Here is a 22,905-nt window from a genome sequence, read left to right as displayed (position 1 = left end):
CGATTTTTTCACATCATTTAATCTGAACATGTTCTTCTTTGATCCATTTGTTTCCACCTAGATCTACATATCCATCCTGACGATTCCAAATACGATAAGGAATTTTCCCATCGACCGCACCTGTATCATTCCCGTTTGGTCCATCGTACGTTCTAATTTCATATCCAGGTGTGTATTTTGAGTACGCATAGTACCATTGCACATTAAAATGCTCTAACTTAGCCCACTGTTGTTCTCCACCTAAACAAATCATATCTTTTTCGCCACCTCCCCAATAACCTTTATAGATTATATATGGGATTTTTTTCGTAAGTCTTCCTGTAAACTGTGGATTCGCAGGGTTCTCATATAAATTAATACCGTATCCATCATCATATTTTGAAACTGCAATACCAATTCCATTTGGTTGCTTACTATCTCCAATACTAGATTGATTTGTTTGATTTGAACCTATAAACCAAGAAAGATTTTTATTCCCAATTAATTGATTCAAATCACATTTTCCGATACCAGGAACATTTCCTGAATCAGTATATTGCCAAATATCACAAGGATATGCTGGTTTATTCCCTCCATAACGAGGAATCCATATAAAATCAGCATCAATATTGCGTGCTCCAAATGATACATACGTGTGATGTCCTACATATAAACCAATTTTTTTTGCACCTAATCGGCGTAATTCATCAATAAATGCTTGAGTCCCGCCTTGCATATCTACCATTGTTTGAACTTCTACGTCTGCTACCCAAAATTTAGCATTTTTATCGCCACGATTCCAAAAATCTTGCGCTTCTTTTTTTGCATCTGAAATAGATATAAAACGACAAAATGCATAATTCCCAAATGGGATACTACGTTTCTTCATTTCTTTCACATAACCTTGATACATAAAATCGACCGTATTCGAACCATCTTGAACTCTAGCAATAACTAAATCTAGCTGAGACGCTGCAATATCCCAATTGATATTTCCATTCCATTTCGAAATATCTACAATATAACCCATTACTAATCAACTCCTTTTTTATTAGCTTATTCAAGGCTTGTTTTATTGTTAGACCCATATGCCTAATAACAAGCTTCTATAAAACAAATAAATATATTTTCATTATTTTTTATACTATATAATTTCTTTTTATCCATAATAAACAAATTCTTCTCTTTTGCATTTATTAACGAGAGGTTTGCGTTTTCTTCATACTAAATAATGGGATAAAACTATAAATAATGTGCATACTATATATAAGCAATTTTTGCTTATACTCATGAATGACCTCCAAGATTTTTCAATCTCCCTGTAAAAAGGTAGCTAAAAAAGCTGCCTTTTTACAATTAATATTTAATTATTGCTTACTCCCTCGTATTCATATTTTTTAAGCTTTGTATTAGCATGGTATATATTTTTTCACAGCGCTATTTTGATACGTATTAGAAATAACTTTTCCTATTTATTGAAAATGTCCTTTCCTTTACATAGTTATTAAACAATTTAGAAACAGCATTTTAAATTTCCACATCTTACTTTCAAATAGCATAGTGAAATAACACCCCATCTACTAATACCGTATATATAATAATCAAATACAATAAAATTACATATTATATTAATATGTCTTCCTAATTAAAAAGTAATAAAAATATAACCCCTATTATAGAAGGAGTTGATTCAATGAAAAAAATCCCTATCGTATTCAAAGTTCCCCCGAATTCAAAGCTAAAAGTTACATTCTACGGTCCTTGTAACGAAGTAATTACAAACGTATCTTTAATTAATCAACTACTCATCCCTAACTGCCAGACTGTATCTCAATATCCAGACTTCAAGAAATATATAACTGAAGTCCGATCATTATCAAATGGTTAATCATATAATTTGTGATTTTTCCTTTCGAACCGTTCGATAATAAAAAAATAGAAAGAGCCGAATCTTTCTAAAGAAACGGCTCTTTTTTCATTTCACAAAAACATAACTTCAATAAAAAACTAAAATAACTCATTAATTGATATTCTATTGATATTTCGTTGATATTTTACACATATTAATAAAATGTGCATATATTATCTTATGGAGCTACTCCACTCATAAAACCTATCTTTCTTTTGAGTATACTTTATTTGTATACTCTTTTTTTATTCTTTACTTACCATTACCCTGTTCATATTTCCGAAGATCCCCCATACAAACATTAAGTATTTCAAAAAATCATCTTCTTATTAATCGCTATGAATATAAGTTTAACAATTTATGTATAGCTGCATTTTTAGAATCACTTAAATCGACGAAATATTGAAGTTGCCATTGTTGACTCTTCTTAGCCTGATTACTAACAGGTTTATCCCAAATAGGGTAAACCCTCATAGCCATTTTCCCTTTTTGGTTTTGAGTTTTTAATATTTTTTCTTTTAGAAGAATCTCTTTTGGAAAAATAAATTGTCCTAGTTTATTATCCGCTATACAAGTAATAACTAAAAGATTAGGAACCGAATCATAAGAAAATGCCTGATTTCTCATGGAAACATCCTTCTCCCAAAAAGAAACAAATTGTCCAATCTTATTAGGCGTAATTTTTGATACCCTAAATCGTATACTTCTATTATTTAGCTGGAATATCCCTCCTGCATATTCTGAGTTTTGCTTTTCTTCTTTTTGGTTAGTAATGAATAGATTATTAGGTTTATAAATCATTTTATCTAGTTTTTCAACTATATTACTAAAATCAGCCATGTAAACGCACCTTTTTTATTTTTCAGTATATCAAGAACACTCGTTCTTGTATATTGAACTTAAAATTTAATCAAAAACACTGTAAAGATACTTAAACAAATGATGACTTTGAATAGTCTTTTCAAAGATTATTTTATCCACTCCATCCATAACTTCATGTTTACTTTTATAGTATTTATTACATAACTCTTCCATTTTTTCTCATTATTCATTATTATATTAATATATCAACAAAAAAACGAGGTACATATTTACATGACTCAATCAAAAATTGACTTTGGCTCCATAGAGCACCCTTTCTTCCTATTAGTTTTATATCTTATCGCAATTCTTTTAACACTCGGCATTACATTTAGTATATGTCATTCCCTTTTACTAAATTTAAATGCACCGAGTTGGGTAGCAAAACTATTAGCTATCGTATTAACTCTAGGTGTCGCTTATCAAGTATTAATGAACTTATTTTAATATATTACCAATTTAACACCTTTAACTAAAAGGCCCTACCATAAGGTAGAGCCTTTTAGTTAAAAATAGTCCATAAATCACAAACATGCCTTTTATTTTATTGGAGATGGGAATCTTGCAGCTTCAAAATGCGTACTAATAAATCCTGGATCATTTTGTATAATCATTCCATCTACATCACTCTCAGCAAAAATTTCAACTACATCTCCTGCATGTAATTGAAGTATTGTTGAAACAGCTACGACATTTACAAAATTGGGTGGAGCAAAAAAGTCATTATCTATCGCTATAGCTGGATTATCATTTACCCGTATTTCTACACGCGCTCTATAATTCGTATTACTATCATTAGGTGCAAAGCTGATTGTACCAATAATAGAATAAACCCCTCTAGTCTTCGGAATAAAATCTGATGTTACTGGATTATATTCATTCGCTAAATCAAACTGTTCATTTTGGAATAATACTTTAACAAAAGTATTTGCAGTGACATTTTGATCTACTGTACTAACAGCTCTAAAAGCAGATGCCCTTACAAGTTTATCTTTCTCATTATCACAACACTTATCGTAATAATCTGTACTCTTCTTACAACAAGTATGCTGTGTCTTTTTATAGCCATTGCAATGCTTACAGTAATAATAAGACATATTTATATCCCCTTTCTAAATCTATTATTGTATACTATGCAAAATAAATTTAAAAAGTTTGGACGAGCTATTGCTATTATGAAAATAAAAAAACTCCACCGAAAAGCAGAGTTAATAATTTTTTTCCTCTTTAATATTTATACAATTGGAGATGGAAATCTAGCAGTCTCAAAATGAGAACCATCTTCTGAACTACTAATAACCCCATCTATACTACTTTGCGCAAAAATCTCAACAATATCATCTGCATGTAATTGAAGTATTGTTGAAACACTTACGACATTCCCAAAATTTATCGGACCAAAAAAGTCGTTATCTATAGCAATTGCCGCATTTCCATTCACTCGAACTTCTACACGCGCTCTATAGTTTACATTTGTATCGTTTGGAAAGAAACCAATCGTTCCAATTACGGAATAAACGCCTCTAGTCTTCGGAGTAAACTCTGATGTTGCCGGGTTATATTCATTCGCTAAATCAAATTGTTCATTTTGAAATAATACTTTGACAAAAGTATTGGCTGGAAGGTTTTGATTAACTGTATTTACCGCTCTAAAATCGGATGCTCTTACAAGGTTTTTCTCCCTATGTTTGCAAGAACAATCATCATATTTTTTACTGCACTTATTATTATAGTCACTTCTTTTTTTACAACAATCATGATTTTTCTTTTTGTAACTCTCACAATTCTTACAGTAATAATAACAAGACATATATATTGCTCCTTTCTACTCTATTACTACATATTATGCAAGCTAGATTTGAAAGGTTTAGACTAGTTTGTTGCTATTACAAAAATAAGAACGTGCTGCCATAAGACAGCTTGAAGAGAAAGTATAAGTATAAAACAAAGCTTTCATGTAAAAATTTTGATTATATCACTAATATCAATTATCCCGTTTCATCAACTCGGATTTCCAGCCTTCTCCTCCGTACAATTTTATTATTATTAAATAGATTACAATATTCAGTACGATATGCAATATTTCATATTTTGTTATTTCAATATCCCTTTATTGTCAATAAGATGATAATATCCTCTTAAATTTCCTATAAAATCAACAATCTCCCTATAATAAATTATATTCCATCTTTCGGAATTCCCCTTAAACATTATATTCAAATATTATTATTGTAAATTATCGACCTGTACAAACGTAAGGTTTTTGTGTATTCTATGGACAAGGAGTAAGGTAAGAGTTACTCTTTGCCTTTTTTCAAAAACTAAATCGGTAAAAGTTCCTTACTAATTGGCTTTCTTTACCTGAACATCATACAGTTTGTTATATACAACGCTGCTCTTCTTCGACTGTTTTTCATTTACAATCATAAGGCAATATTTAATAGTACATCGTTAAAACACTTCATGCACTACAAATAAATTACCCGTTCTTAGACAGAACCAATATAAATTTTGGAATATGCTAATATTAACTTACTTACAAGTTTTTATACCACTTATACTTTTGGAGACCGGAATCTTGCTGCTTCAAAATGCGCACCATCTTCTGAAGCGCTAATAACGCCCGCTATACTACTTTGCGCGAATACCTCGACTAAATCTCCTGCATTTAATTGAATTATTGATGAAACAGCTACAGCATTAGTAAAGTTTATTGGACCAAAAAAATCATTATCTATTGCAATTGCTGGATTTCCATTAACACGAATTTCCACTCGTGCCCTATAATTTAAGTTTGTGTTATTAGGAGCAAAAGCAATCTTTCCAATTACAGAATAAAACCACGTTCATATAAGCTCTAAAACAGTAGCAACGGATAACTACTGCCTTATTCTCATAAAAGTTATCACGTCTCATCATCAACTCGTTATAAACATAGGAGTCTTTCACTTTCTCATTCCCTAAATACTTTAACTTAATAATCTGCCGCTGATTTTTATAAAGCGCATTCTGTAACGTTCGTTCAATTTATTTACAACGCATCTCATAATTCTTTTCGTCACCTTTCATTTAGGAAAAAGGATAACGCCACCTGTTTTGGCCTGCTCTTCTTGATTTTTCATCCGGACGCACAATGCTTTGTGGTTTTTCAGCTCCTTCACCACAAGTCTTCGCATCTCCTTTTCATCGATGTCCTCAAAAAAATGGCAATTGATTCATACGATACAGTTCCCCTCTGTTCGATCTACTTACTTCTAAAAGGATTATTTTGTTCAGATTCTGAAAAAGTGTTAATATTCTTCATAAAGGAGGTCTACTGATGAAAAATTTATGGAAGAAAGTTTCTTTAATTGCTTTCATTGTAATTGTCCTTTTAATAATTTTATATTTTTGCGGTATGTCATTTTTCTGGAACCAACCCTAAATTACATAAAAAAAATTAAGCCCTCACTGAATAAAACTAAATTTCCCGTCAATACTGTAGACAACATTATATTTTCTCCGGTTCCCCCTTGGAGACGAGCAGTTAGCTTTTGCTGGCTGCTCTTTTGATTTGCCCCCCAACCAACGAATGCAGTAGTTATATAACTTTCCATCAATATGTTCTGTAAACCCATCGTATTTAGCTTTCGTCCCACAAACTTCATCCATTTCTAGGTCACTGCTTCTTGCTGTAAAAATATTATCTAAGCTTGTCAGATAAATATAGTAGTGTCCCAATCCTGAATTACGAACCACAGCTTTTCCTTTGCAATCTTACTTCAATTTATTTCTTAGTGTTTCAATATACAGTTATCACACCTTTTTCTATAAAATGCAATTTTTATATTAATCTCAATTACACATTTAATTGAATATTACTTCATCAGACACGAATCATTTCTTATAAGGGCGCTCTGTACTTGCGCCCTTATATACACACTCAAATTTATTCCCCTGCATATTTTTATAAATTGTATACAGTTCCGTATGGAATTGTTGAAACAGAAATTCCGTATGGTGTAATATGATGCATTGGGTAATAATACTCCATAGATGAATAATACGGTTGTATGCCTTGCTGCATTTGTTGCATTTGCTGCTGTGCTTGTAACGCTTGTTGAACAGCTTGAATTGTAGTTTGTGCTCCGCTATACGTAATACCCGCCGTACCATACGGACGCATTCTAGCTCGGGTATTAAAATATGAATAAAACATTATTATTCAACTCACTTCCATATAAGTTATTACAACGTATATTATGAGTATTAATTTCAGTGAGTGTTAAAAACTAGTCCACTAGCTTTTATTCAAATAGCGTTTTTGTTCACCTTCCTTCTTTTGACTCCGAACTTTCCCGGAATATTCAGACACCACTTTACATTCACGGCCAACCTTTTCACTGACAATCAATCGGTCTACATTTGCAAGCATCCACGGGTATTCAGGATGCTGTAGGATTGCATTTCTGCGTTGTACCTTTAAATCCGTACGCTTGGAATCGACTTATGGCATCTTGTAACTTTTCGGCATCGATAGACGTTGTCATGATACCTTCTTGCTCCTGTGGATCAGCTTTACCATAGCCATTGTGCATGGACATCGGTTTTTCTAGCATCTAGTTCACCTCCTTAAAAATGCAGGATTTCCCTTTCCAATATTGAATTAGTAACATTTGGAAAGGAGGTGTAACATGGCGAAAATTAAAGTGGGACTTACACAATTTTTAGACTTCACACTGAAAAGTAGTGCAGCTAAAACAAATTTTGTAAAGAATTTAAAATCTCAACCTGAATATCACCCGGTTTTTGATTACTGGAAACAATTACGAGAAACTGTTATTAAATTTCATAAAAACGAACTACCTTTTGACTGTTTTGAAACATTAGTACAAACTGTTGATCAGAAGAAAAAGCAAAACTACATTGATGTTATAAAGCAGTACAAAAAATTTATTAAAAACAAAGAAGTCTCTTGGTTTGATCCAGGTAAATCACATTGGTTATCAGATAATTTAATCGTCCGCTCATCACCTGAACTCGGTTTGCTCATTAATGATGAGCCGCATCTTATTAAACTGTTTTTCAAAGGAAAAAAAGAGCGAATTGATAAATATAACATCAACTCAACACTAACATTATTAAATGAATCAACATTTTCAAATGAATATAACGATGCGAATTATACTGTCCTTAACATCCAAAAGAACAGAATGTATACGAATAACTCTATTAATAATGATCATTTAATAGCTCTTGAATCAGAAGCCCACCAGCTTTCTTATTTATGGAATAAGGTGTAAAAGGCTATAGGTATCTATTTCAATACCTTGTTCATGCGTAATTTGGGCACAATTTTCAAAAATCCAATTCGTTTCTTTTAAGTGAAGCTCACCTTCTTGTTTCTCACAAACAATGCAAGGTGGGCGTTTTTTCGGAAATAGTTTCTTTAACCATTTCCGTATCCTAACTCACCTCCTCCGAAAGAGTGATATAATGAGCTCTTTCCACTAAATCAGCGTTACCCCCCTGATTTTTAATTGATGAAGAAGTTCTTCGTTTTTTAGAACATGCAAAAAAAAACGTTATTATATCGCTTATCTTCTTGCTATTACATGTGGAATGCGTAAAGGTGAAATCTTAGGTCTACAATGGAAAGATATTGATTTTGAGAGACGAACGTTATCTGTTAATCGATCCCTCTCTCATATTACAAAGGAATTCGATGAACCAAAAACATCTTCTGGAAAGAGATTGCTTGTTTTACCTGACATTACATTAATGGCACTTCAGGAACATCTTCAAAAAATCTCAGAGGAAAAAGAGAGATATGGTGAAGGTTATAATGACTACGATTTGGTGTGCCCAACGTATAACGGTAACCCATGTGATTTCAGAAGTTTGACACAGCTCTGGAAAAAGCTTATAAAGCAAAGTGAGATTCCTGATATTCGGTTCCATGATCTTAGACATACTCGTGTAACAATTATGTTAAAACAAAGTATACATCCAAAGATTGTAAGTGAACGATTAGGACATAAAAGAGTAGGTATCACACTGAAGACCTATTCACATGCTGTACCAGGACTTCAGGAAACTGCGGTGGATCAATTTGCAAACGAATTATTCGGAAAGAAAAACTTTTGTTAGAAGTTTTCGTTTCTAGGTAAAAATATTATTGATATTGACTTACCTGCTTTAAGAAAGGGTATTAGAGAAGGAGAAGTAACAGACGTTGCTATTTTGAGCCCTAAGCAAATAGATCGTTTAATAAAGCAAGATTCCGCAACTACAGATCATTGGAAAAATCTCGCTTTAAATTGGACTAAAAGGGATACTGAATACCTTATAAGAGGGGAAATTCCTAGTAAGTACTTTAACATTAAGAAATGAGAGGGATATTCGCTATGAAACTATACTTTAAAGACATAAGGTGATATTTCAAATGCACATGGTGATGGTTTTTGGATGTATGGGGATATTAACTTCACTAATAATATTTCTGATTTCAAAGATTTCCTTAACAAAATGGTAGATGAAAATAATCCATCTTTAGATGATGTAAGTCCAATTCTATTGGATGAAAACAATTGGTTTGTATCTAAAAATGATCAATTAGAGGGAATTGGAATACCCGCTGTCTATTTTGATTCAAATGAAATAGAATGGCGTTGGAGATAAATAAAAAGTTTCTCGGTTGAGAGAACTTTTTTTACCTCAATTCACATGGACATAAGCTTCATTTGCATTTACATATTATGTTTAGCACTTTGGATTGTACGGATGCATTTGGTTTGAATACCGAATTTAAGTTTGATGAGTTAGTGGATATCCAACAGGTCAAATTAATGCACCATTACCAGGTGGATTTACCAAATAGAGGAGGAACATAAATGTATGAAAAAGTAGATGCAGTATTATCTGAAAATAGCTCAGATAACTACTTCTATGATGATGAGTTTATGTATGTACAAGAGTTGATAAGTGAATTTACTGAAAATGATTGGGATAAATTGCTTCAAAATCTAAAGGACAGAGATGATAAATATAAAATTAGATTAGTATATTGTATAGATGAAGATACTGGGATGAATGGATTCAATTTATTACTAGATTTACTCAATGCGAATGATGAATTAGCTGAATATGTAATAGACTCTTTGCGTTCTTTTAACAATGAAGAATATAAAAAAATAATCGCTTCCAACAAGCAAATAATGGATAAAGCAGAGAGTCTACTGAAAAAATCGAGTCTGCCAGTTAAGAGAATTTTAGAAGCATTTTTACAACAAAATACACAGTCTTAGTATTTATATCTTTAGAAACAGAATTGTTTAAACTAAATAAAAACGAACTCTATTATTCGATTGGCGTCAAATAATAGAGGATTGACTAGTAAGTGTATCACCTGAGATTCCCAGAAGAGTATGGCGTGAAGCTGAAGCGTCTGAAATACAGCCTTCACATGAATTGGTTTACTTCTTATGTAATAATGCTTTAGAAGTATTTAATTCTCGTTCTATAGAAAGTGTGAATGTGGTGAATGTATGGATGTATATAAAATGGTTGATACAATGCCGTTTGATAAGTTTGAAGAGTTAGTTGAGGACAGTATTGTTGTTATTGAATTATATTTATGTCCTTCTTGTAAAAAGTGGAAGGTTAATTTTGTTGGTAGAAAAATTCTATATGGGTGAAATCATGTTAAAAAAGCTGAATTAGGAAATTACCTAGTTCAGTTTTTTATTTTAAAGAAAAGTATTATCTATATCTTTCAGCAAACTGTTCTGAATACATCTTTATATCATATTTCACATACACATAGGCTTTACTGTTACATAGTATGTTTTACCTTTACTATTGTGTACTTTGTATTGCAGTGAGCCGTTTACACTTACTTTCGCATCAATCGTAAATCCTAATCCCGCATCTACAGAACCAGCTCCATCTTTATCCTGCCAAGATGGAGCGTCATAGAAACGTAAATTGTTAATTTTAGAAACAACACGCTTACCTACAATAAATGGAAATTTCATTTTAACAGGTTATCCAGTTGACTAATAGGAGGAAATAAATATATGCAATTAAAAAAAAATCCAGAAGATCCGGTTTATCAGTTCTTAGCAGCTACATTTCACCAAGATACATTTTACGAAGAAGCATTCCAAGAGTTACTTGAAGAAGAAAGTACGGAATATTTACAAGACGCTGTTATTTTTCTAACTGAATTTATTCAAAGCGATTATAGTAATACAGAAAAAAATGAATCCATACGGGTTTCTGCAGATGGAATATATTTTGATGGGTTAGAAATAACACCATTCGAATGGCTTGAACAAACAGTTGATTTATTAAAAAAAGCATTGAAAAATAAAATATAAACAAAAAGCCGTCCTTAATTGCAGCGCACTTCAATTAAGGACGGCTTTTAATGTTTATTTTTTAATATACTCATACCACCAGTCCCACTGATCCATCCAAGCTGTTATTTTATCAAGCTCACCATTTGGCAATACTTCTGTTTCTAAGTATGCCAATCCAGTTGACGGGTCAGAAACCACCTTCCCTTTAGTTCCACGCTCATTCATAGCATTTATTACTTCTTGAACCAGTGAAATGCCAAAACCACCAGATTTAACGTATTGATACCCAACATTGGTAACAGATTGTTCAAACTGCTTCTCTTCTGTAAACCAGGATAAAGGTTTGCTTCCTACAAGATAGTTTAAATCACATTTTCCGATACCAGGTACATTTCCCGTTTCCGTGTACTGCCAAATATCACAAGGATATGCTGGCTTATTACCGCCATAACGTGGAATCCATACAAAGTCACATTTCACGTTTGCCATTCTACATAATCAATTGCTTTATGATCAATCCCTAAATTAACAAGTGCCTTTCTTGGCGCTCCGATTCCTCCGAATAATTCAAGTATTTTAATCAAAGCCACCCCTCCCTTCTTGCTGTTAAAATAGCGTTTTTATTAAATTTCCTAAATACAACCGCTTGTCGATTACACTTTGCCCTATCATTGCATTTACTATTAGTAATACGAACTTTTAGAGGTGAATTATATTGGACGAGTTTTTATCTTCTACTGCATTAAATCCGGGTTCGATTGGGCCGACACTTCCACCTATGCAACCCTTTCAATTCCCTACAGGTCCCACTGGTTCAACAGGTGCTACTGGACCGACCGGATCAATCGGGCCAACTGGGAATACGGGATTGACAGGGAACACTGGACCGACCGGCGACACCGGTTGATTTCCCGCATTATTGTTGGTCCTCTCCATATACCAGCTTGCTTCCATTCCTTTTTCACTTTCCCGACATAAGAAGGACTACGATCATACATAATGCTAATATCTTTATCTGGAATGCCTTGTTGATTCAATTCGCGCACACGCTCCGGAGTAAGTCCGATGGGTTTGTCTTTTCGTTTTCCACCGTGCTCTTTCGGTTGTGTATCAAAATATCTACCCAACTGACGTAATTCTTGACCAGTCGGGCAGTTTTTACAAACACTAATACTAAAACAAGCATTATCTGAACGATTGTAATAACAACATCTGCATTTCTGTTCGATGATATCGCCAATTTCGTATGTGATTTGAATGCGTTCTGCTTTCGTTTCACTCATTAACCAATTGGTTTCACATACACTATTCACTATCGATTCCATTCCTCTCTTCACCCCTTGAATATTTTTTCAAAACCAATACATACTATTTTCAAGCCGCCGTATCCACGGCTAATACTTCTTTCTTTTGTTACAGCAGAAGCAGGTAGGTTCTTCACTTATCTGCTTTCTCTGTATATTTTTTAAGATATCGAAAAGACTACCTACAAGCTGTTTGAACTAGCAGCTTCACTCTTCTTGTAATGGGAAAGCAATTTATCACAATTGACTAGCTCATTCGACTCGCTGGCAGACAACCAAAATTGTTGTCTGCTTTTTGTATGAGATTTTTCACTATACATATACTACTCTTGAGCCTGTTTACCAATGCAAGCCATTTTGGTATTTTGAATTCCGACTAAGCTTTTTTATTGCATAGATTATTACATCTTTGACAACACTGGTTAAAAGCGCGTTTTCTGGTTATTCGTAGTTTTAATCCAGAATAATTTTTCTCCTATAAAGGACAGCAGGTACGACTGCTTGTCCTTTTTTACTTATACTGCGTACCTTCCTTTTGGGTAGCCTCGAACAACATTGCTCACGCTGCTCCCCTTTTCCCATTCTGCAAACCTTTGTAACCAAGCTCCCCAACGTTCTTGTATGGAAGGATATTGATTTTGACAGACGTACCTTATCTGTTAATCATTCCCTCTCGCATATTACCAAAGAGTTTCATGAGCCTAAAACATCTTCAGGAAAGAGATTAATTGTTTTACCTGAAATTACTCTGCTGGCTCTTCAAGGACATCTTCAAAAAATCAATGAAGAAAAAGAACGGTATGGCGATGGAAATAATAATTATGATTTAGTTTGCCCAACCTATAATGGTAACCCGTGCAATTTCAGAAGTTTGACACAGCTCCTGAAAAAGCTTATAAAGAAAAGTGAGGTTCCTAATATTCGTTTGCAGGATATAAGGCGTAAATCCGAAAATCGTAAGTAAACGATTAGGACATAAAAGAGTAGGGATCAAATTAGACACCTACTCATATGTATACCAGACCTACAAGAAAAAGCAGTCGAAGATTTTGCAGTTACGGATTTTGCATAAAAAATACTAGCTTATCCGTGTGACATTGAGAGGAGTCAAAAACATGAAAGAAATCAAATCTGAACAAGAATTCAAAGACATCATCGCGAGCGAGGAGCCAGTAGTTGTTAAGTTCTTTACTACATGGTGCCCGGATTGCGTGCGAATGGACAACTTTATCGGAGATGTAATGGAGGAGTTCAATAAGTTTGAATGGTATTCTATTAATAAAGATGAGTTCCCAAGTATCGCGGAAGAGTATCAAGTAATGGGTATTCCAAGCCTGCTTGTTTATCAAAATGGCGAGAAGCTAGGCCACTTACATAGTGCTAACGCAAAAACTGAAGAGCAAGTTACTGAGTTTTTAGAAGCATACTAAGATTAAAACCCTCTGAAAAATATTTTCTAGAGGGTTTTAATCTTTTTTCACAATTATCTTTCGTAGTTGTTTCGTCATTTCTTCAGAAGTGTAGTATACAGTTTCTTCATGACCAATGTACATAATTACACTCCTTTCTCCTTCATCTCCGAGGTATAAGTGTATACCCTTCGTATCACTATTTTCATATGTAATTAGTAGATCGTATTGTGGTGTTTCGCCTCTTCTCTTTTGTTTTTTCATGCCATTAAACATATTATTAATTTCATTGATTATTTGTTTGTCTTCTATGTTTAGAAAATAATTTTCATTTAATCCACCGTAGCCATTAAAAGTAGATATGGATACTTTAGAAATATTATGTTCCTTCACATTTTCAATATTTGATGAATTACACCCAGTCATTATAAGAACAATACATAGTAAGAAAAATATTAGTTTTTTCATTCTCTTCCCCTCCCACACCTTTAATTGTAAAAGAATTCTAATTAATTTCACACCCTAACTTTGCACTTTACAACATATTTTTCCTTAACGAAACTTTGTTATCCCCTTCTTAAAAAGCTATAAAACGTCAACAATGTTTGTATAGACCCACACGAGTTTCGTTTGATACTCTATGTATAGAAAGAAATTCCTTATAGGAAGGTGAGTGATTAAATTGGATTCTCTTTCTCATAAAGAAGCTGATAAAGGTGCTATTGTCAGCATTATGGCCTACATATTTTTATCCTCTTTGAAAATTATCATCAGTTATATTACCCTCTCTAGCGCATTACGTGCTGATGGATTGAATAACTTAACGGATATTGGTGCTTCTTTAGCAATATTAATTGGCCTGAAAATTTCTCGTAAGCCTCGCGACCCAGATCATCCATATGGGCATTCGCGTGCAGAACAAATTGCATCACTTGTTGCTTCTTTTATTATGGCAACGGTCGGATTAGAAGTTGTGATTAGTGCAATTCAATCGTTTTTAAATCCGAAACAAGCAGCGCCTAATGTACTCGCTGCGTGGGTTGCTTTATTTTCTGCCGTCGTAATGTATTTCGTATATAAATATACGAAAAAGATTGCGATTCAAACAAAGAGTAAGTCGTTAGAAGCCGCTGCAAAAGATAATTTATCAGATGCACTCGTAAGTATTGGTACAGTAATAGGTATAGTCGGATCACAGTTCAAAATGCCTATTTTAGACCCTATTGCCGCTTTAATTGTCGGTCTTATTATTTGTAAAACCGCATGGGAAATTTTTGTAGAAGCTTCTCATATGCTAACAGATGGAATTGACCCTGAAAAAATGGATGAATATGCTGATGCTATCGGGCATATTTCAGGTGTAGAACATATTGTAGATATTCGCGCTCGTATGTACGGAAATCAAACGTATGTAGATATTACAATTGAGGTTGATGCTCGAATGGATGTACGCGAAAGCCATTGTATCACTGACAATATTGAGGAAATGCTTCGAAAGAAATTCGGAATATACCATGCTCATATTCATGTGGAGCCCATGCAAAAAGAACCTATTATGACATAGGTTCTTTTTTGATGAACGCCTTATGAAATATAACACATAAAACGAGCCAGCTACCGCCCGCTGCCCATCCGGCCAATATATCAGATGGATAGTGCACGCCAAGATAAATTCGGCTAACTGAAATAGATAATACAACGAAGCTCGCTATAAAAATAATCAGCAACTTTTTATGCAATGAAATACGATCTTCTGTAATTGTGACGTATGCAATAAATCCTAAAAAAGCAGTAGCATTCATCGTATGCCCGCTCGGAAAGCTATATCCAGTTGCCGTAACAAGCTGTGTCACATCTGGTCTTGCCCGTTCATACCATAGTTTGAGCATACTGTTCAAATAACGAGATCCGTAATAATTTATTGTTAGAAGTAATGCACTTAGCAGTTTTTTTCTAACGAGAAAATACATTACAAGTATAATGAGTAACGGGAAATATATTCTTTTTGAACCGATAAAGGACATCCAAGTAAAATAGGTTGTCAAATAATCGTTTCGGAAACTTTGAATAAAGTGTGCGACTACATTATCAATTTTTTCAATACAAGCGGTATGATACGAAAGTGATAGTGCGACAAAACAAATGAGTAATGTACAACTTAACAAGTATAAATGTCGATATCGTTTCACATACATAACCTCACTATGCAAAAAAATGGAGCGGTTGTTTTAGTTTTCCTCTCCATTTCTTTTTTATGCATAGTTTATTAAAAAATATAATTGTTAATTTTTTGCTGCATCGTTGGAATATCTTCGCTTGTTACTGTAAAGCGAATAACCTTCTCATCAAGATCAAGCGCTTCTGCGAATAAACCAGCCAATCCACGTGATTTTCTATCTACTTCCATAATAATTTCTAAACGGTCGTAAGCACTTGGCAAGATTAATAATTCTAGTTCATCTAATTTCCCATAATACTCTCCGGAAACAGGCACAAACTCAAATTCTTGCGCAAATGGGACTTGCTTACGTAATCGATACGGTAATTCTTCGCATTCTATATGACGCGCTTTAAAACCTAATTGATTTACACTGTTTAATACACTATTCAATAGTGCATTCGGCAACACTTGGATATAGTCGCGGTCACTTGGATCAATACTACGTTTAATATCAAGGCCTGTATGAACCCAAACCGTTTTCATTCCAAGTGTTAGTGGCGCTTCAATTGGCATTGAAAACGAAAATGGAATTTCCACTTTTTCATTTGGCTCTACAGAAAATGGATCTGTTAAACGAACTCGCTCCAAATCATACGTTGCCGTTACTTTTTTATCATCCACTTCTCTTACATAAGACGTCGATAACGTTAAGTAAATACTTTCAATTTGTTGGCTAACTGAGCCTCCAGTTATATGAACCTTTCCTACTATCTCTTCTCCAACTATATACTCATCTTTTTCAAGAACAGTATCTACTTTTGCACTACCAATACCAACACTTGCTAAAAACTTTTGAAACATGGGGCCTCCATCCTTTCTAAAGCGTAAGCTACATCTTTTTTCAAGTCTTGTACATTCTCATAGTATGGCGCTTTCATTTGTAACATTCGCATTAGCATTTCGCGGTTATACTCTTCCAATATTAACTCTTCATACCAAGGTTTTTCTTTTTTTTCAGTGGATTCATAACCAGCATACAGTAAAAATAATACGAAATGACCGAGCGCATAAAAATCGCTACGAAAGTGAACTTCTCGCATCAAAGCTTGTTCTCCTTCATAAGTTGTAGCTCGCTCATCACCCTCACCTTTCAATTTAGCCAATCCAAAATCAATAATACTAATTTGATTTTCTTTCATTAATATATTCGGAATACGTAAATCTCGGTGAATGATACCTTTACTATGAAAAACCGAAACAATTCCTAATATTTCATATAAAATTTCAAAAACTTCTCGTTCTTCATATACATGCCCATCCAAGAAAATATAATCTTCGAGATTTTCTCCCGGCATATACTCCATCACAAAAAAGCTCTTTTTCTCCCATACGAAATGATCATATAGACTAGGAATTGCATGATGATTTAATGTTTGTAAAATCATTTTCTCTTGTTCAAATGATTTTCTACCAGACTCATATCTTTGTTTACTTTGTCTTAATTGTTTTAAGACTTTATATTTATTTATTTGTAAATCATTAACGACATATGTAACCCCATAACTGCCCATTCCAATTACTGATTCAATGCTATAACGTTCTGCAACAATTGTATTTTTTCGCAGTGGTCTATCAAATAAAGCTAGTATACGACGCCATTTCATCAGCTACTTGAAAAGAAGCTACGGCTTTTACGTTTTCTTTTATAATGATGATGCCCATAATCAGATGAACGTCGTTTATAATCGCTACTTGAATAAGAGCGCCCTCTACGGCGATAATCACTACTTGAATACGAACGATATTTTTTCTTTCCTAATAAAGAATCAATAATTTTTTTGAACATCCCTTCACCTCTTGTATAAAATTTCTTTTAATTATACCAATAATTGTAGTCTCTGTTTGTGACAAGTTTGTAAAGAGTAAAAAACGACGAGTTAAGCCCGTCGTTACTTTCAATCTTCCTCTTCATCAAAAACTTCATCAATCATGCATTTCTCTAATAAATACTCAAATGTAATATCTGCTAGGTCCTCAACTTCTTCTCTTTTTGGAACGTATCCTCTTTCAATTAGTTGCTCATAAAAAAACTCCGCAATCTCTTCCGTATCAATTACGACTTCAATTTCCTTCATGAGCATCACTCCTTTATTTCTGTTTTATGAAAAAATCTCAAAATTATGTATATGAGATTAGAAAAATAGTTTTTCTTTTTTTATAGGTCATATCTTTTGGACGAGGTGCATACGATGGTAGTACAAGCTATCAAAAAGGGGGAAATAATTATGGAATACCAATATAAAGTAGATCAAGAAGTAGGGCAAACAAAAGAAGAGTTCATGCATGAAGATCAATGGGCAGACTCTCTTATTAAATGGCTTTTTATTTTTTTAATAATTGTAGGCATACCTTATACTGCATATGTTGTTGTTCAATTTATTCTCTCTTTCTAGTTAGCTATTTTTTCTCTGTCAATTTAACTAAATAATTATGAACAACATCCATAACAATTTTGTATTCTTCATCTTTAAATGTATCGAATAACAAATGATAATCATTATAAATATCTAATAATCCATCAATAATTTCTTGGCGATTCGTCTTTACACTTACTTTTTTCGAATTGTTAATTGACTTCAATTTTCCTAAATCCAATTTATTCATACCAGCTTTATCTTGTTTCATTTTCTTCAAAATTGCATTTGCCGTTTGTGCATTAGCAAGTAATGTTAAATCAGATTCATCAGCTTCTAACCATTCACCATCCGTAATTCGTGACAATTCATATATAGTATCTTCCCATGCATCATTTTTATATCTCCATACTTCTGTACGAAAACCAACAATACGAAAAACGTCTTTATCATACCCAGTTACTTGCACGAGATCACCAAACGTAAAGTTATAATTTAATTCAATCCACTCTGTGTCGCCCTTTTTCATTTCTTGCTCTGTTACGTGCTGCAAAGTTTGCTCAACGTAAAACCCATCGTGATTATTTACTTCGTATACGTAAACTCCATCTAAAACTTTCATATTTGTAACTTTCCCAACGGTTCCATATAGCGTAATCACGACAATGTCCCCTACGTTGTATTTAGGTTGTTTTTTCCTTGCCATCTATATCTCTCCTTTTTTTAACGTCGTGATTTTGATAACAGTATATGCAACCTACATAAAAACGCTTATCACAGAAGCTTATATTCATAAATTTTTTCAATAAAAAAAGTAGAATGTGTGTATAACTCAAAAAAGCTAGTAAATATACTAGCTTTTACTTAACATTTATGTTCTAACAGCAAGACGAACTTTAATAAAAAAACATAAGAAATACTTCACTTATTTTGAGTAATGTATTCCTTATGTTTTCATTTACGTAGCACTTCAATATCGTTATCTCTCTTGTATATATAAATCCCATGCTTCATCAAATATAGACATACTTTCTATCATTCCACTTAACTCTAAATATGAACTAATTTCATCATAGTCTTCAGATTGCTTCGGAAAGCTTAAATCATCATACATAGCCTCTGCTAAATCTGATATTTCATTTTTAAATAAAGCTGCACGGTGCTTCATCATATAATGGTAAAATGTCTTATTCAAAAATATTCCCTACCTTTCTAACTTGGGTACATTATACAAGGCGAAATAGAAAAAAACCAGCATAAAAGCTGGTTAAAAGTCGAAATAATTTCTTTTTAATAAACGTGGTCTTCCCATCAACTCTTCGTATGTTAGTTGTTTTGGCAAATCTTTCGTATAAATTAAAAACAACTGGTCTTCAATTTCTTTTACAGTATGGTCTGATTGATAGTCCATTCCACATGAGGAACAAGTAATACATGGTGTCTTTTGGATTTCAATGGCTTTCGTACCATCTGGTAACTCCCAATATACAGTATTCAAGCTTTCTTTCGCTTCTGTACTGTCACACCACATACAATTCATACTGCGTCACCCTCATTTTTTTTGTCATCATCTAACTTTGCCATTTGCGCTTGATATTTTTTATCTTTTAATTGATCACGCTTATCACGTTTATCTTTTAAAGAAGCATGCGTTTCATTGACTTCATAATCTTTACGGCGATTCATACGTTGTAAATCATCTGGAACAAGATTAAATTTCTTATCACTCATCAATCCTGCAACACCGATATCAGAACGTTTCTCTTCATAAGTCGGATAAATTTCTTTAAAGTAGCCTTCTGCTCTTCCTGGGATATAGTTTTCTGGTTCTGGATACGTTGTAATAACCCCTTCAAAGTTACGAAGAACAACTTTATCCGCACTTTGTGAAATTAAATAGTTTGGCTGAAGCGCAATTTTTCCGCCTCCACCCGGTGCATCGACAACGAAAGTTGGTACTGCATAACCAGACGTATGTCCACGTAAGCCTTCAATAATTTCTAATCCTTTAGAAACTGGTGCACGGAAATGACCGATACCTTCTGATAAATCACATTGGTAAATATAATATGGACGAACACGAATTTTCACTAAATCATGCATAAGTTTTTTCATAATTGGAACGCTGTCATTAATTCCAGCTAAAATTACAGCTTGGTTTCCAATTGGAACACCTGCATTTGCAAGCATTTCACATGCTAGTTTCGATTCTTCTGTAATCTCAATTGAAGTATTAAAATGCGTATTTAACCATACTGGATGGTATTTTTTAATTATGTTACACAGGTTTTCTGTAATACGCTGTGGGAATACAACTGGCGCTCTCGTTCCGATACGAATAATCTCAACATGCGGGATTGCTCGTAAATTCTTTAATACATATTCTAAAATTTTATCATTAATTAGAAGTCCATCACCGCCAGAAATTAAAACGTCACGTACTTGTGGTGTTTCACTAATATAAGCAATCGCATCATCTAATTGCTTTTTCGGTACGCCCATCCCAATTTGTCCACTAAAACGACGACGTGTACAGTAACGACAATACATAGAACATTGATTCGTTACTAAAAATAGTACACGGTCTGGATAACGATGCGTTAATCCTGGAACTGGTGAATCTTCATCTTCATGAAGAGGATCTTCTAAATCATATTTTGTTTTATATAACTCTTCCGAAATCGGTACTGATTGCATCCGAATCGGACAGCGTGGGTCATCAGGATTCATTAGCCAAGCATAGTACGGTGTAATGTTTAACGGGATCGTTTTCGTTGAAATTTTAACGCCTTCTTCTTCGTCAGGTGTTAAGTTAATTACTTTCTTTAAGTCATCTAAAGTTTTGATCGTATTCGTTAATTGCCAAACCCAATCATTCCATTGTTCTTCTGTAACATCTTTCCATAATTCAATATCCTTCCAGTGACGATTTGGTTTGTATACATCATGTAACATTGCTATTCCCCCTTTTTATACGCTCATCCTTTATATAAGCAATAATTATGCCAACTTCATATTCTTGATAAGTAAATGTGAGAAATACCCTATTATATATGAGGAAAAATATTTTCAAGTGCAGTACTAACACAATATTTACTATCATATTCATTACTTTTTATATATGTAAACGCTCTTTTATTGGTGCAAACACACAAAAACCGCCGATTATTCGGCGGTTTTGTCGTACTTGCTCAGTTTATATTGAAGCGTTTGACGCGGAATACCTAACATTTTTGCTGCTTGCAAAATATTCCCTTCCGTTTCAATTAACGCTTGATCTATTAATTCCTTTTCCGTTTGATGAAGAGCTTCCCTAAGCGGTAATATACTTTTATTTTTCGGAAGTTTCTCTTTCCTAAATGTACGTGGTAAACACTTTGCGGTTAATGAACTCCCTTCCGCAATAATGACAGCATGTTCAATCGTATGTTTTAACTCACGAACGTTTCCAGGCCATTGATAAGCTTGTAATCTTTCTTTCGCTTCCTTATCCATTTGAAGTACACCTTTTTTATAACTTTTATTATATTCTTTCAAAAAGTAAGACGCTAATAACAGTACATCCTCAGTTCTTTCGCGAAGTGGCGGGATATATAATGAAAACACATTTAATCGATAGTATAAATCAGTGCGGATTTTATTTTCTCTTAAACATACTTCTGGAGGCTGATTCATTGCAGTAATAACGCGAACATCTACTTTTCTCGTCTTATTATCACCAATGCGACGAATAACTCCATCCTCTAATACACGTAGCATTTTCGCTTGTAAATCGAGCGGCATTGAATTCAGTTCATCTAAAAACAATGTTCCACCATCCACAAGTTCAAATAATCCAGCTCGTTCAATTGCCCCTGTATAGCTTCCTTTTGTCGTTCCAAACAATAAACTTTCTAATAGCGACTCTGGCAAAGCTGCGCAGTTTTGTGCAATAAAGGGCTTACTTTTCCGTTTTGAAGCTTCATGAATCGCTTGCACAAATAGCTCTTTACCTGTTCCGGTTTCACCATATATTAAAACATTTGCATCAGTTGGCGCTACTTTTTGCGCTAATTCTTTCGTCTGTTTAAACCGAGCATCATTAGTTACTATCGTCTCAAATGCAACATGCTTTTTTAGCGCTTTTTTGCCAGATGATCGCTTTATTTTTGACTGTAAATCAACTATTGTATCAGTAAGTTTTTGAATTGTAGAATAGTCCTTTGCAATTTCAACAGCACCAGCAATATTCCCATCTATTAAAATAGGTAACGTCGTATTTACGGTACAAACATCTTCTCCATTTAAATTTTGATAATGCTGCACTTGATGTACAATTGGTTTTTTTGTATCTAACACCTTCATCAATGTACTCGTGTCCCTAGATAAAGAAGGGAACGCTTCTAACAAATGCTTTCCTAACACTTTTTCAATTTTCGATCCATCATGTTTTGCCGCAACGGTATTGTAAAAAATCGTAATACCATTTTCATCTACTGCGTGTATAGCCTCATCAATACTGCCCAAAATCGCTTCAATGACTTCTT

Annotated in this window: 28 protein-coding genes and 8 pseudogenes; 12 read left to right on the top strand and 24 right to left on the bottom strand. The window is 33.6% G+C overall.

What is annotated here, in order from left to right:
* Nucleotides 1-13: 13 nt before the first annotated feature.
* Nucleotides 14-1,009: a glycoside hydrolase family 25 protein gene (locus tag BAU23_RS08745; RefSeq protein ID WP_016129357.1), complete on the bottom strand. Its 996-nt coding sequence runs from the start codon at nucleotides 1,007-1,009 to the stop codon at nucleotides 14-16.
* 663 nt (nucleotides 1,010-1,672) lie between these two features.
* On the opposite strand from BAU23_RS08745, the gene BAU23_RS08740 reads away from it, so the two are divergent.
* The gene (locus BAU23_RS08740; protein WP_000723691.1) at nucleotides 1,673-1,867 is read left to right on the top strand and encodes a hypothetical protein; all 195 of its coding nucleotides are present in this window, start codon (nucleotides 1,673-1,675) and stop codon (nucleotides 1,865-1,867) included.
* A gap of 357 nt (nucleotides 1,868-2,224) precedes the next feature.
* Here BAU23_RS08740 and BAU23_RS08735 read toward each other — a convergent pair whose 3' ends face one another.
* Nucleotides 2,225-2,728 carry a MepB family protein gene (locus tag BAU23_RS08735; protein ID WP_071734131.1) on the bottom strand — a complete coding sequence of 168 codons (504 nt, stop codon included), beginning with the start codon at nucleotides 2,726-2,728 and terminating at the stop codon, nucleotides 2,225-2,227.
* 255 nt (nucleotides 2,729-2,983) lie between these two features.
* On the opposite strand from BAU23_RS08735, the gene BAU23_RS08730 reads away from it, so the two are divergent.
* Nucleotides 2,984-3,196, top strand: a complete 213-nt coding sequence (locus tag BAU23_RS08730; RefSeq protein ID WP_000194439.1) for a hypothetical protein — start codon at nucleotides 2,984-2,986, stop codon at nucleotides 3,194-3,196.
* Nucleotides 3,197-3,288: 92 nt separating this feature from the next.
* Here BAU23_RS08730 and BAU23_RS08725 read toward each other — a convergent pair whose 3' ends face one another.
* From BAU23_RS08725 to BAU23_RS31015, 6 genes and pseudogenes are all read right to left on the bottom strand, one after another.
* Complete coding sequence (locus tag BAU23_RS08725) at nucleotides 3,289-3,846, bottom strand: C1q-like domain-containing protein (RefSeq protein WP_016129355.1); 558 nt, start codon at nucleotides 3,844-3,846, stop codon at nucleotides 3,289-3,291.
* A gap of 137 nt (nucleotides 3,847-3,983) precedes the next feature.
* The gene (locus tag BAU23_RS08720) at nucleotides 3,984-4,559 is read right to left on the bottom strand and encodes an ABC transporter permease (protein ID WP_071734129.1); all 576 of its coding nucleotides are present in this window, start codon (nucleotides 4,557-4,559) and stop codon (nucleotides 3,984-3,986) included.
* A gap of 745 nt (nucleotides 4,560-5,304) precedes the next feature.
* Nucleotides 5,305-5,586, bottom strand: a pseudogene (locus tag BAU23_RS08715) (ABC transporter permease); the annotation flags it as partial.
* A gap of 1,109 nt (nucleotides 5,587-6,695) precedes the next feature.
* Nucleotides 6,696-6,947 carry a DUF3947 family protein gene (locus BAU23_RS08705; protein WP_016129352.1) on the bottom strand — a complete coding sequence of 84 codons (252 nt, stop codon included), beginning with the start codon at nucleotides 6,945-6,947 and terminating at the stop codon, nucleotides 6,696-6,698.
* Nucleotides 6,948-7,082: 135 nt separating this feature from the next.
* Nucleotides 7,083-7,229 (bottom strand): annotated as a pseudogene (locus tag BAU23_RS30915) (YqaJ viral recombinase family protein); the annotation flags it as partial.
* Complete coding sequence (locus BAU23_RS31015) at nucleotides 7,174-7,347, bottom strand: hypothetical protein (protein ID WP_165615087.1); 174 nt, start codon at nucleotides 7,345-7,347, stop codon at nucleotides 7,174-7,176. The gene BAU23_RS31015 and the pseudogene BAU23_RS30915, both read right to left, overlap by 56 nt.
* Nucleotides 7,348-7,422: 75 nt before the next feature.
* Between BAU23_RS31015 and BAU23_RS08700 the strand changes: the two genes are divergently transcribed.
* Nucleotides 7,423-8,031: a hypothetical protein gene (locus BAU23_RS08700; RefSeq protein WP_016129351.1), complete on the top strand. Its 609-nt coding sequence runs from the start codon at nucleotides 7,423-7,425 to the stop codon at nucleotides 8,029-8,031.
* On the opposite strand, the gene BAU23_RS30910 is transcribed toward BAU23_RS08700, so the two are convergent.
* Nucleotides 8,014-8,193, bottom strand: coding sequence for a hypothetical protein (locus BAU23_RS30910; RefSeq protein ID WP_071734201.1), 180 nt, complete (start codon nucleotides 8,191-8,193; stop codon nucleotides 8,014-8,016). The genes BAU23_RS08700 and BAU23_RS30910 overlap by 18 nt on opposite strands.
* A 157-nt stretch (nucleotides 8,194-8,350) precedes the next feature.
* Between BAU23_RS30910 and BAU23_RS08690 the strand changes: the two genes are divergently transcribed.
* The 3 genes and pseudogenes from BAU23_RS08690 to BAU23_RS08675 all read left to right on the top strand — a co-directional run bounded on the left by BAU23_RS08690 (nucleotide 8,351) and on the right by BAU23_RS08675 (nucleotide 10,035).
* Nucleotides 8,351-8,878, top strand: a complete 528-nt coding sequence (locus tag BAU23_RS08690; RefSeq protein ID WP_016129350.1) for a site-specific integrase — start codon at nucleotides 8,351-8,353, stop codon at nucleotides 8,876-8,878.
* A 257-nt stretch (nucleotides 8,879-9,135) separates the two neighbouring features.
* Nucleotides 9,136-9,409 (top strand): annotated as a pseudogene (locus BAU23_RS08680) (hypothetical protein).
* A 212-nt stretch (nucleotides 9,410-9,621) separates the two neighbouring features.
* Nucleotides 9,622-10,035, top strand: coding sequence for a hypothetical protein (locus tag BAU23_RS08675; RefSeq protein WP_000273070.1), 414 nt, complete (start codon nucleotides 9,622-9,624; stop codon nucleotides 10,033-10,035).
* A gap of 454 nt (nucleotides 10,036-10,489) precedes the next feature.
* Here the strand turns inward: BAU23_RS08675 and BAU23_RS08670 are convergent.
* Nucleotides 10,490-10,749 (bottom strand): annotated as a pseudogene (locus tag BAU23_RS08670) (hypothetical protein); the annotation flags it as partial.
* Nucleotides 10,750-10,806: 57 nt separating this feature from the next.
* On the opposite strand from BAU23_RS08670, the gene BAU23_RS08665 reads away from it, so the two are divergent.
* Nucleotides 10,807-11,109 carry a contact-dependent growth inhibition system immunity protein gene (locus BAU23_RS08665; protein WP_071734123.1) on the top strand — a complete coding sequence of 101 codons (303 nt, stop codon included), beginning with the start codon at nucleotides 10,807-10,809 and terminating at the stop codon, nucleotides 11,107-11,109.
* 54 nt (nucleotides 11,110-11,163) lie between these two features.
* On the opposite strand, the pseudogene BAU23_RS08660 reads toward BAU23_RS08665, so the two are convergent.
* Together BAU23_RS08660 and BAU23_RS29705 are read right to left on the bottom strand one after the other, a co-directional pair.
* A pseudogene (locus BAU23_RS08660) lies at nucleotides 11,164-11,580 on the bottom strand (N-acetylmuramoyl-L-alanine amidase C-terminal domain-containing protein); the annotation flags it as partial.
* Nucleotides 11,580-11,675 (bottom strand): annotated as a pseudogene (locus tag BAU23_RS29705) (DNA (cytosine-5-)-methyltransferase); the annotation flags it as partial. The pseudogenes BAU23_RS29705 and BAU23_RS08660, both read right to left, overlap by 1 nt.
* Nucleotides 11,676-11,806: 131 nt before the next feature.
* Between BAU23_RS29705 and BAU23_RS08655 the strand changes: the two are divergent.
* Nucleotides 11,807-11,995: pseudogene (locus BAU23_RS08655) on the top strand (exosporium leader peptide-containing protein); the annotation flags it as partial.
* Here BAU23_RS08655 and BAU23_RS30535 read toward each other — a convergent pair.
* The gene (locus BAU23_RS30535; RefSeq protein WP_116733284.1) at nucleotides 11,916-12,374 is read right to left on the bottom strand and encodes a hypothetical protein; all 459 of its coding nucleotides are present in this window, start codon (nucleotides 12,372-12,374) and stop codon (nucleotides 11,916-11,918) included. The pseudogene BAU23_RS08655 and the gene BAU23_RS30535 sit on opposite strands and share 80 nt — an antisense overlap.
* A gap of 769 nt (nucleotides 12,375-13,143) precedes the next feature.
* Between BAU23_RS30535 and BAU23_RS30900 the strand changes: the two are divergent.
* Nucleotides 13,144-13,467: pseudogene (locus BAU23_RS30900) on the top strand (site-specific integrase).
* A 43-nt stretch (nucleotides 13,468-13,510) separates the two neighbouring features.
* Nucleotides 13,511-13,825 carry a thioredoxin family protein gene (locus tag BAU23_RS08640; RefSeq protein WP_000658777.1) on the top strand — a complete coding sequence of 105 codons (315 nt, stop codon included), beginning with the start codon at nucleotides 13,511-13,513 and terminating at the stop codon, nucleotides 13,823-13,825.
* 36 nt (nucleotides 13,826-13,861) lie between these two features.
* Here BAU23_RS08640 and BAU23_RS08635 read toward each other — a convergent pair whose 3' ends face one another.
* The gene (locus BAU23_RS08635; RefSeq protein ID WP_000733265.1) at nucleotides 13,862-14,272 is read right to left on the bottom strand and encodes a YhfM domain-containing protein; all 411 of its coding nucleotides are present in this window, start codon (nucleotides 14,270-14,272) and stop codon (nucleotides 13,862-13,864) included.
* 214 nt (nucleotides 14,273-14,486) lie between these two features.
* Between BAU23_RS08635 and BAU23_RS08630 the strand changes: the two genes are divergently transcribed.
* Complete coding sequence (locus BAU23_RS08630; RefSeq protein WP_000377834.1) at nucleotides 14,487-15,368, top strand: cation diffusion facilitator family transporter; 882 nt, start codon at nucleotides 14,487-14,489, stop codon at nucleotides 15,366-15,368.
* Here BAU23_RS08630 and BAU23_RS08625 read toward each other — a convergent pair.
* The 5 genes from BAU23_RS08625 to BAU23_RS08605 form a co-directional block, all read right to left on the bottom strand.
* Nucleotides 15,358-15,993 (bottom strand): phosphatase PAP2 family protein, encoded by a 636-nt coding sequence (locus BAU23_RS08625; protein ID WP_016129318.1) that lies wholly within the window; start codon nucleotides 15,991-15,993, stop codon nucleotides 15,358-15,360. The two genes, BAU23_RS08630 and BAU23_RS08625, sit on opposite strands and share 11 nt — an antisense overlap.
* Nucleotides 15,994-16,070: 77 nt before the next feature.
* A complete protein-coding gene (locus BAU23_RS08620) occupies nucleotides 16,071-16,826 on the bottom strand; it encodes a sporulation protein (RefSeq protein WP_000486615.1) in 756 nt (251 codons plus the stop codon).
* A complete protein-coding gene (locus BAU23_RS08615; protein WP_071734119.1) occupies nucleotides 16,808-17,629 on the bottom strand; it encodes a serine/threonine protein kinase in 822 nt (273 codons plus the stop codon). Before BAU23_RS08615 ends, BAU23_RS08620 begins: the two co-directional genes overlap by 19 nt.
* Complete coding sequence (locus tag BAU23_RS08610) at nucleotides 17,629-17,811, bottom strand: hypothetical protein (protein ID WP_002075813.1); 183 nt, start codon at nucleotides 17,809-17,811, stop codon at nucleotides 17,629-17,631. The genes BAU23_RS08615 and BAU23_RS08610 overlap by 1 nt, the downstream gene beginning before the upstream one ends.
* Nucleotides 17,812-17,920: 109 nt before the next feature.
* The gene (locus tag BAU23_RS08605; protein WP_000658453.1) at nucleotides 17,921-18,100 is read right to left on the bottom strand and encodes a YozD family protein; all 180 of its coding nucleotides are present in this window, start codon (nucleotides 18,098-18,100) and stop codon (nucleotides 17,921-17,923) included.
* Nucleotides 18,101-18,250: 150 nt separating this feature from the next.
* On the opposite strand from BAU23_RS08605, the gene BAU23_RS08600 reads away from it, so the two are divergent.
* Nucleotides 18,251-18,418 (top strand): DUF3930 family protein, encoded by a 168-nt coding sequence (locus BAU23_RS08600; protein ID WP_000456539.1) that lies wholly within the window; start codon nucleotides 18,251-18,253, stop codon nucleotides 18,416-18,418.
* A gap of 4 nt (nucleotides 18,419-18,422) precedes the next feature.
* On the opposite strand, the gene BAU23_RS08595 is transcribed toward BAU23_RS08600, so the two are convergent.
* From BAU23_RS08595 to rocR, 5 genes are all read right to left on the bottom strand, one after another.
* Entirely contained in the window at nucleotides 18,423-19,085 is a 663-nt protein-coding gene (locus BAU23_RS08595; protein ID WP_000101504.1) for a hypothetical protein, read from the bottom strand.
* Nucleotides 19,086-19,358: 273 nt separating this feature from the next.
* On the bottom strand, nucleotides 19,359-19,574 hold the full coding sequence (locus BAU23_RS08590) for a YozE family protein (protein ID WP_001044016.1): 216 nt from the start codon (nucleotides 19,572-19,574) through the stop codon (nucleotides 19,359-19,361).
* Nucleotides 19,575-19,646: 72 nt separating this feature from the next.
* Nucleotides 19,647-19,919 (bottom strand): YokU family protein, encoded by a 273-nt coding sequence (locus BAU23_RS08585; protein ID WP_000995768.1) that lies wholly within the window; start codon nucleotides 19,917-19,919, stop codon nucleotides 19,647-19,649.
* Nucleotides 19,916-21,334 (bottom strand): lysine 2,3-aminomutase, encoded by a 1,419-nt coding sequence (kamA, locus tag BAU23_RS08580; protein WP_000902139.1) that lies wholly within the window; start codon nucleotides 21,332-21,334, stop codon nucleotides 19,916-19,918. Before kamA ends, BAU23_RS08585 begins: the two co-directional genes overlap by 4 nt.
* A gap of 210 nt (nucleotides 21,335-21,544) precedes the next feature.
* The coding region (rocR, locus tag BAU23_RS08575; RefSeq protein WP_071734117.1) for an arginine utilization transcriptional regulator RocR at nucleotides 21,545-22,905 on the bottom strand (1,361 nt) is incomplete at its 5' end.

Source organism: Bacillus nitratireducens (assembly GCF_001884135.1).
GTDB classification, from domain to species: domain Bacteria; phylum Bacillota; class Bacilli; order Bacillales; family Bacillaceae_G; genus Bacillus_A; species Bacillus_A nitratireducens.
This window is presented reverse-complemented; position numbering and strand designations above follow the sequence as displayed.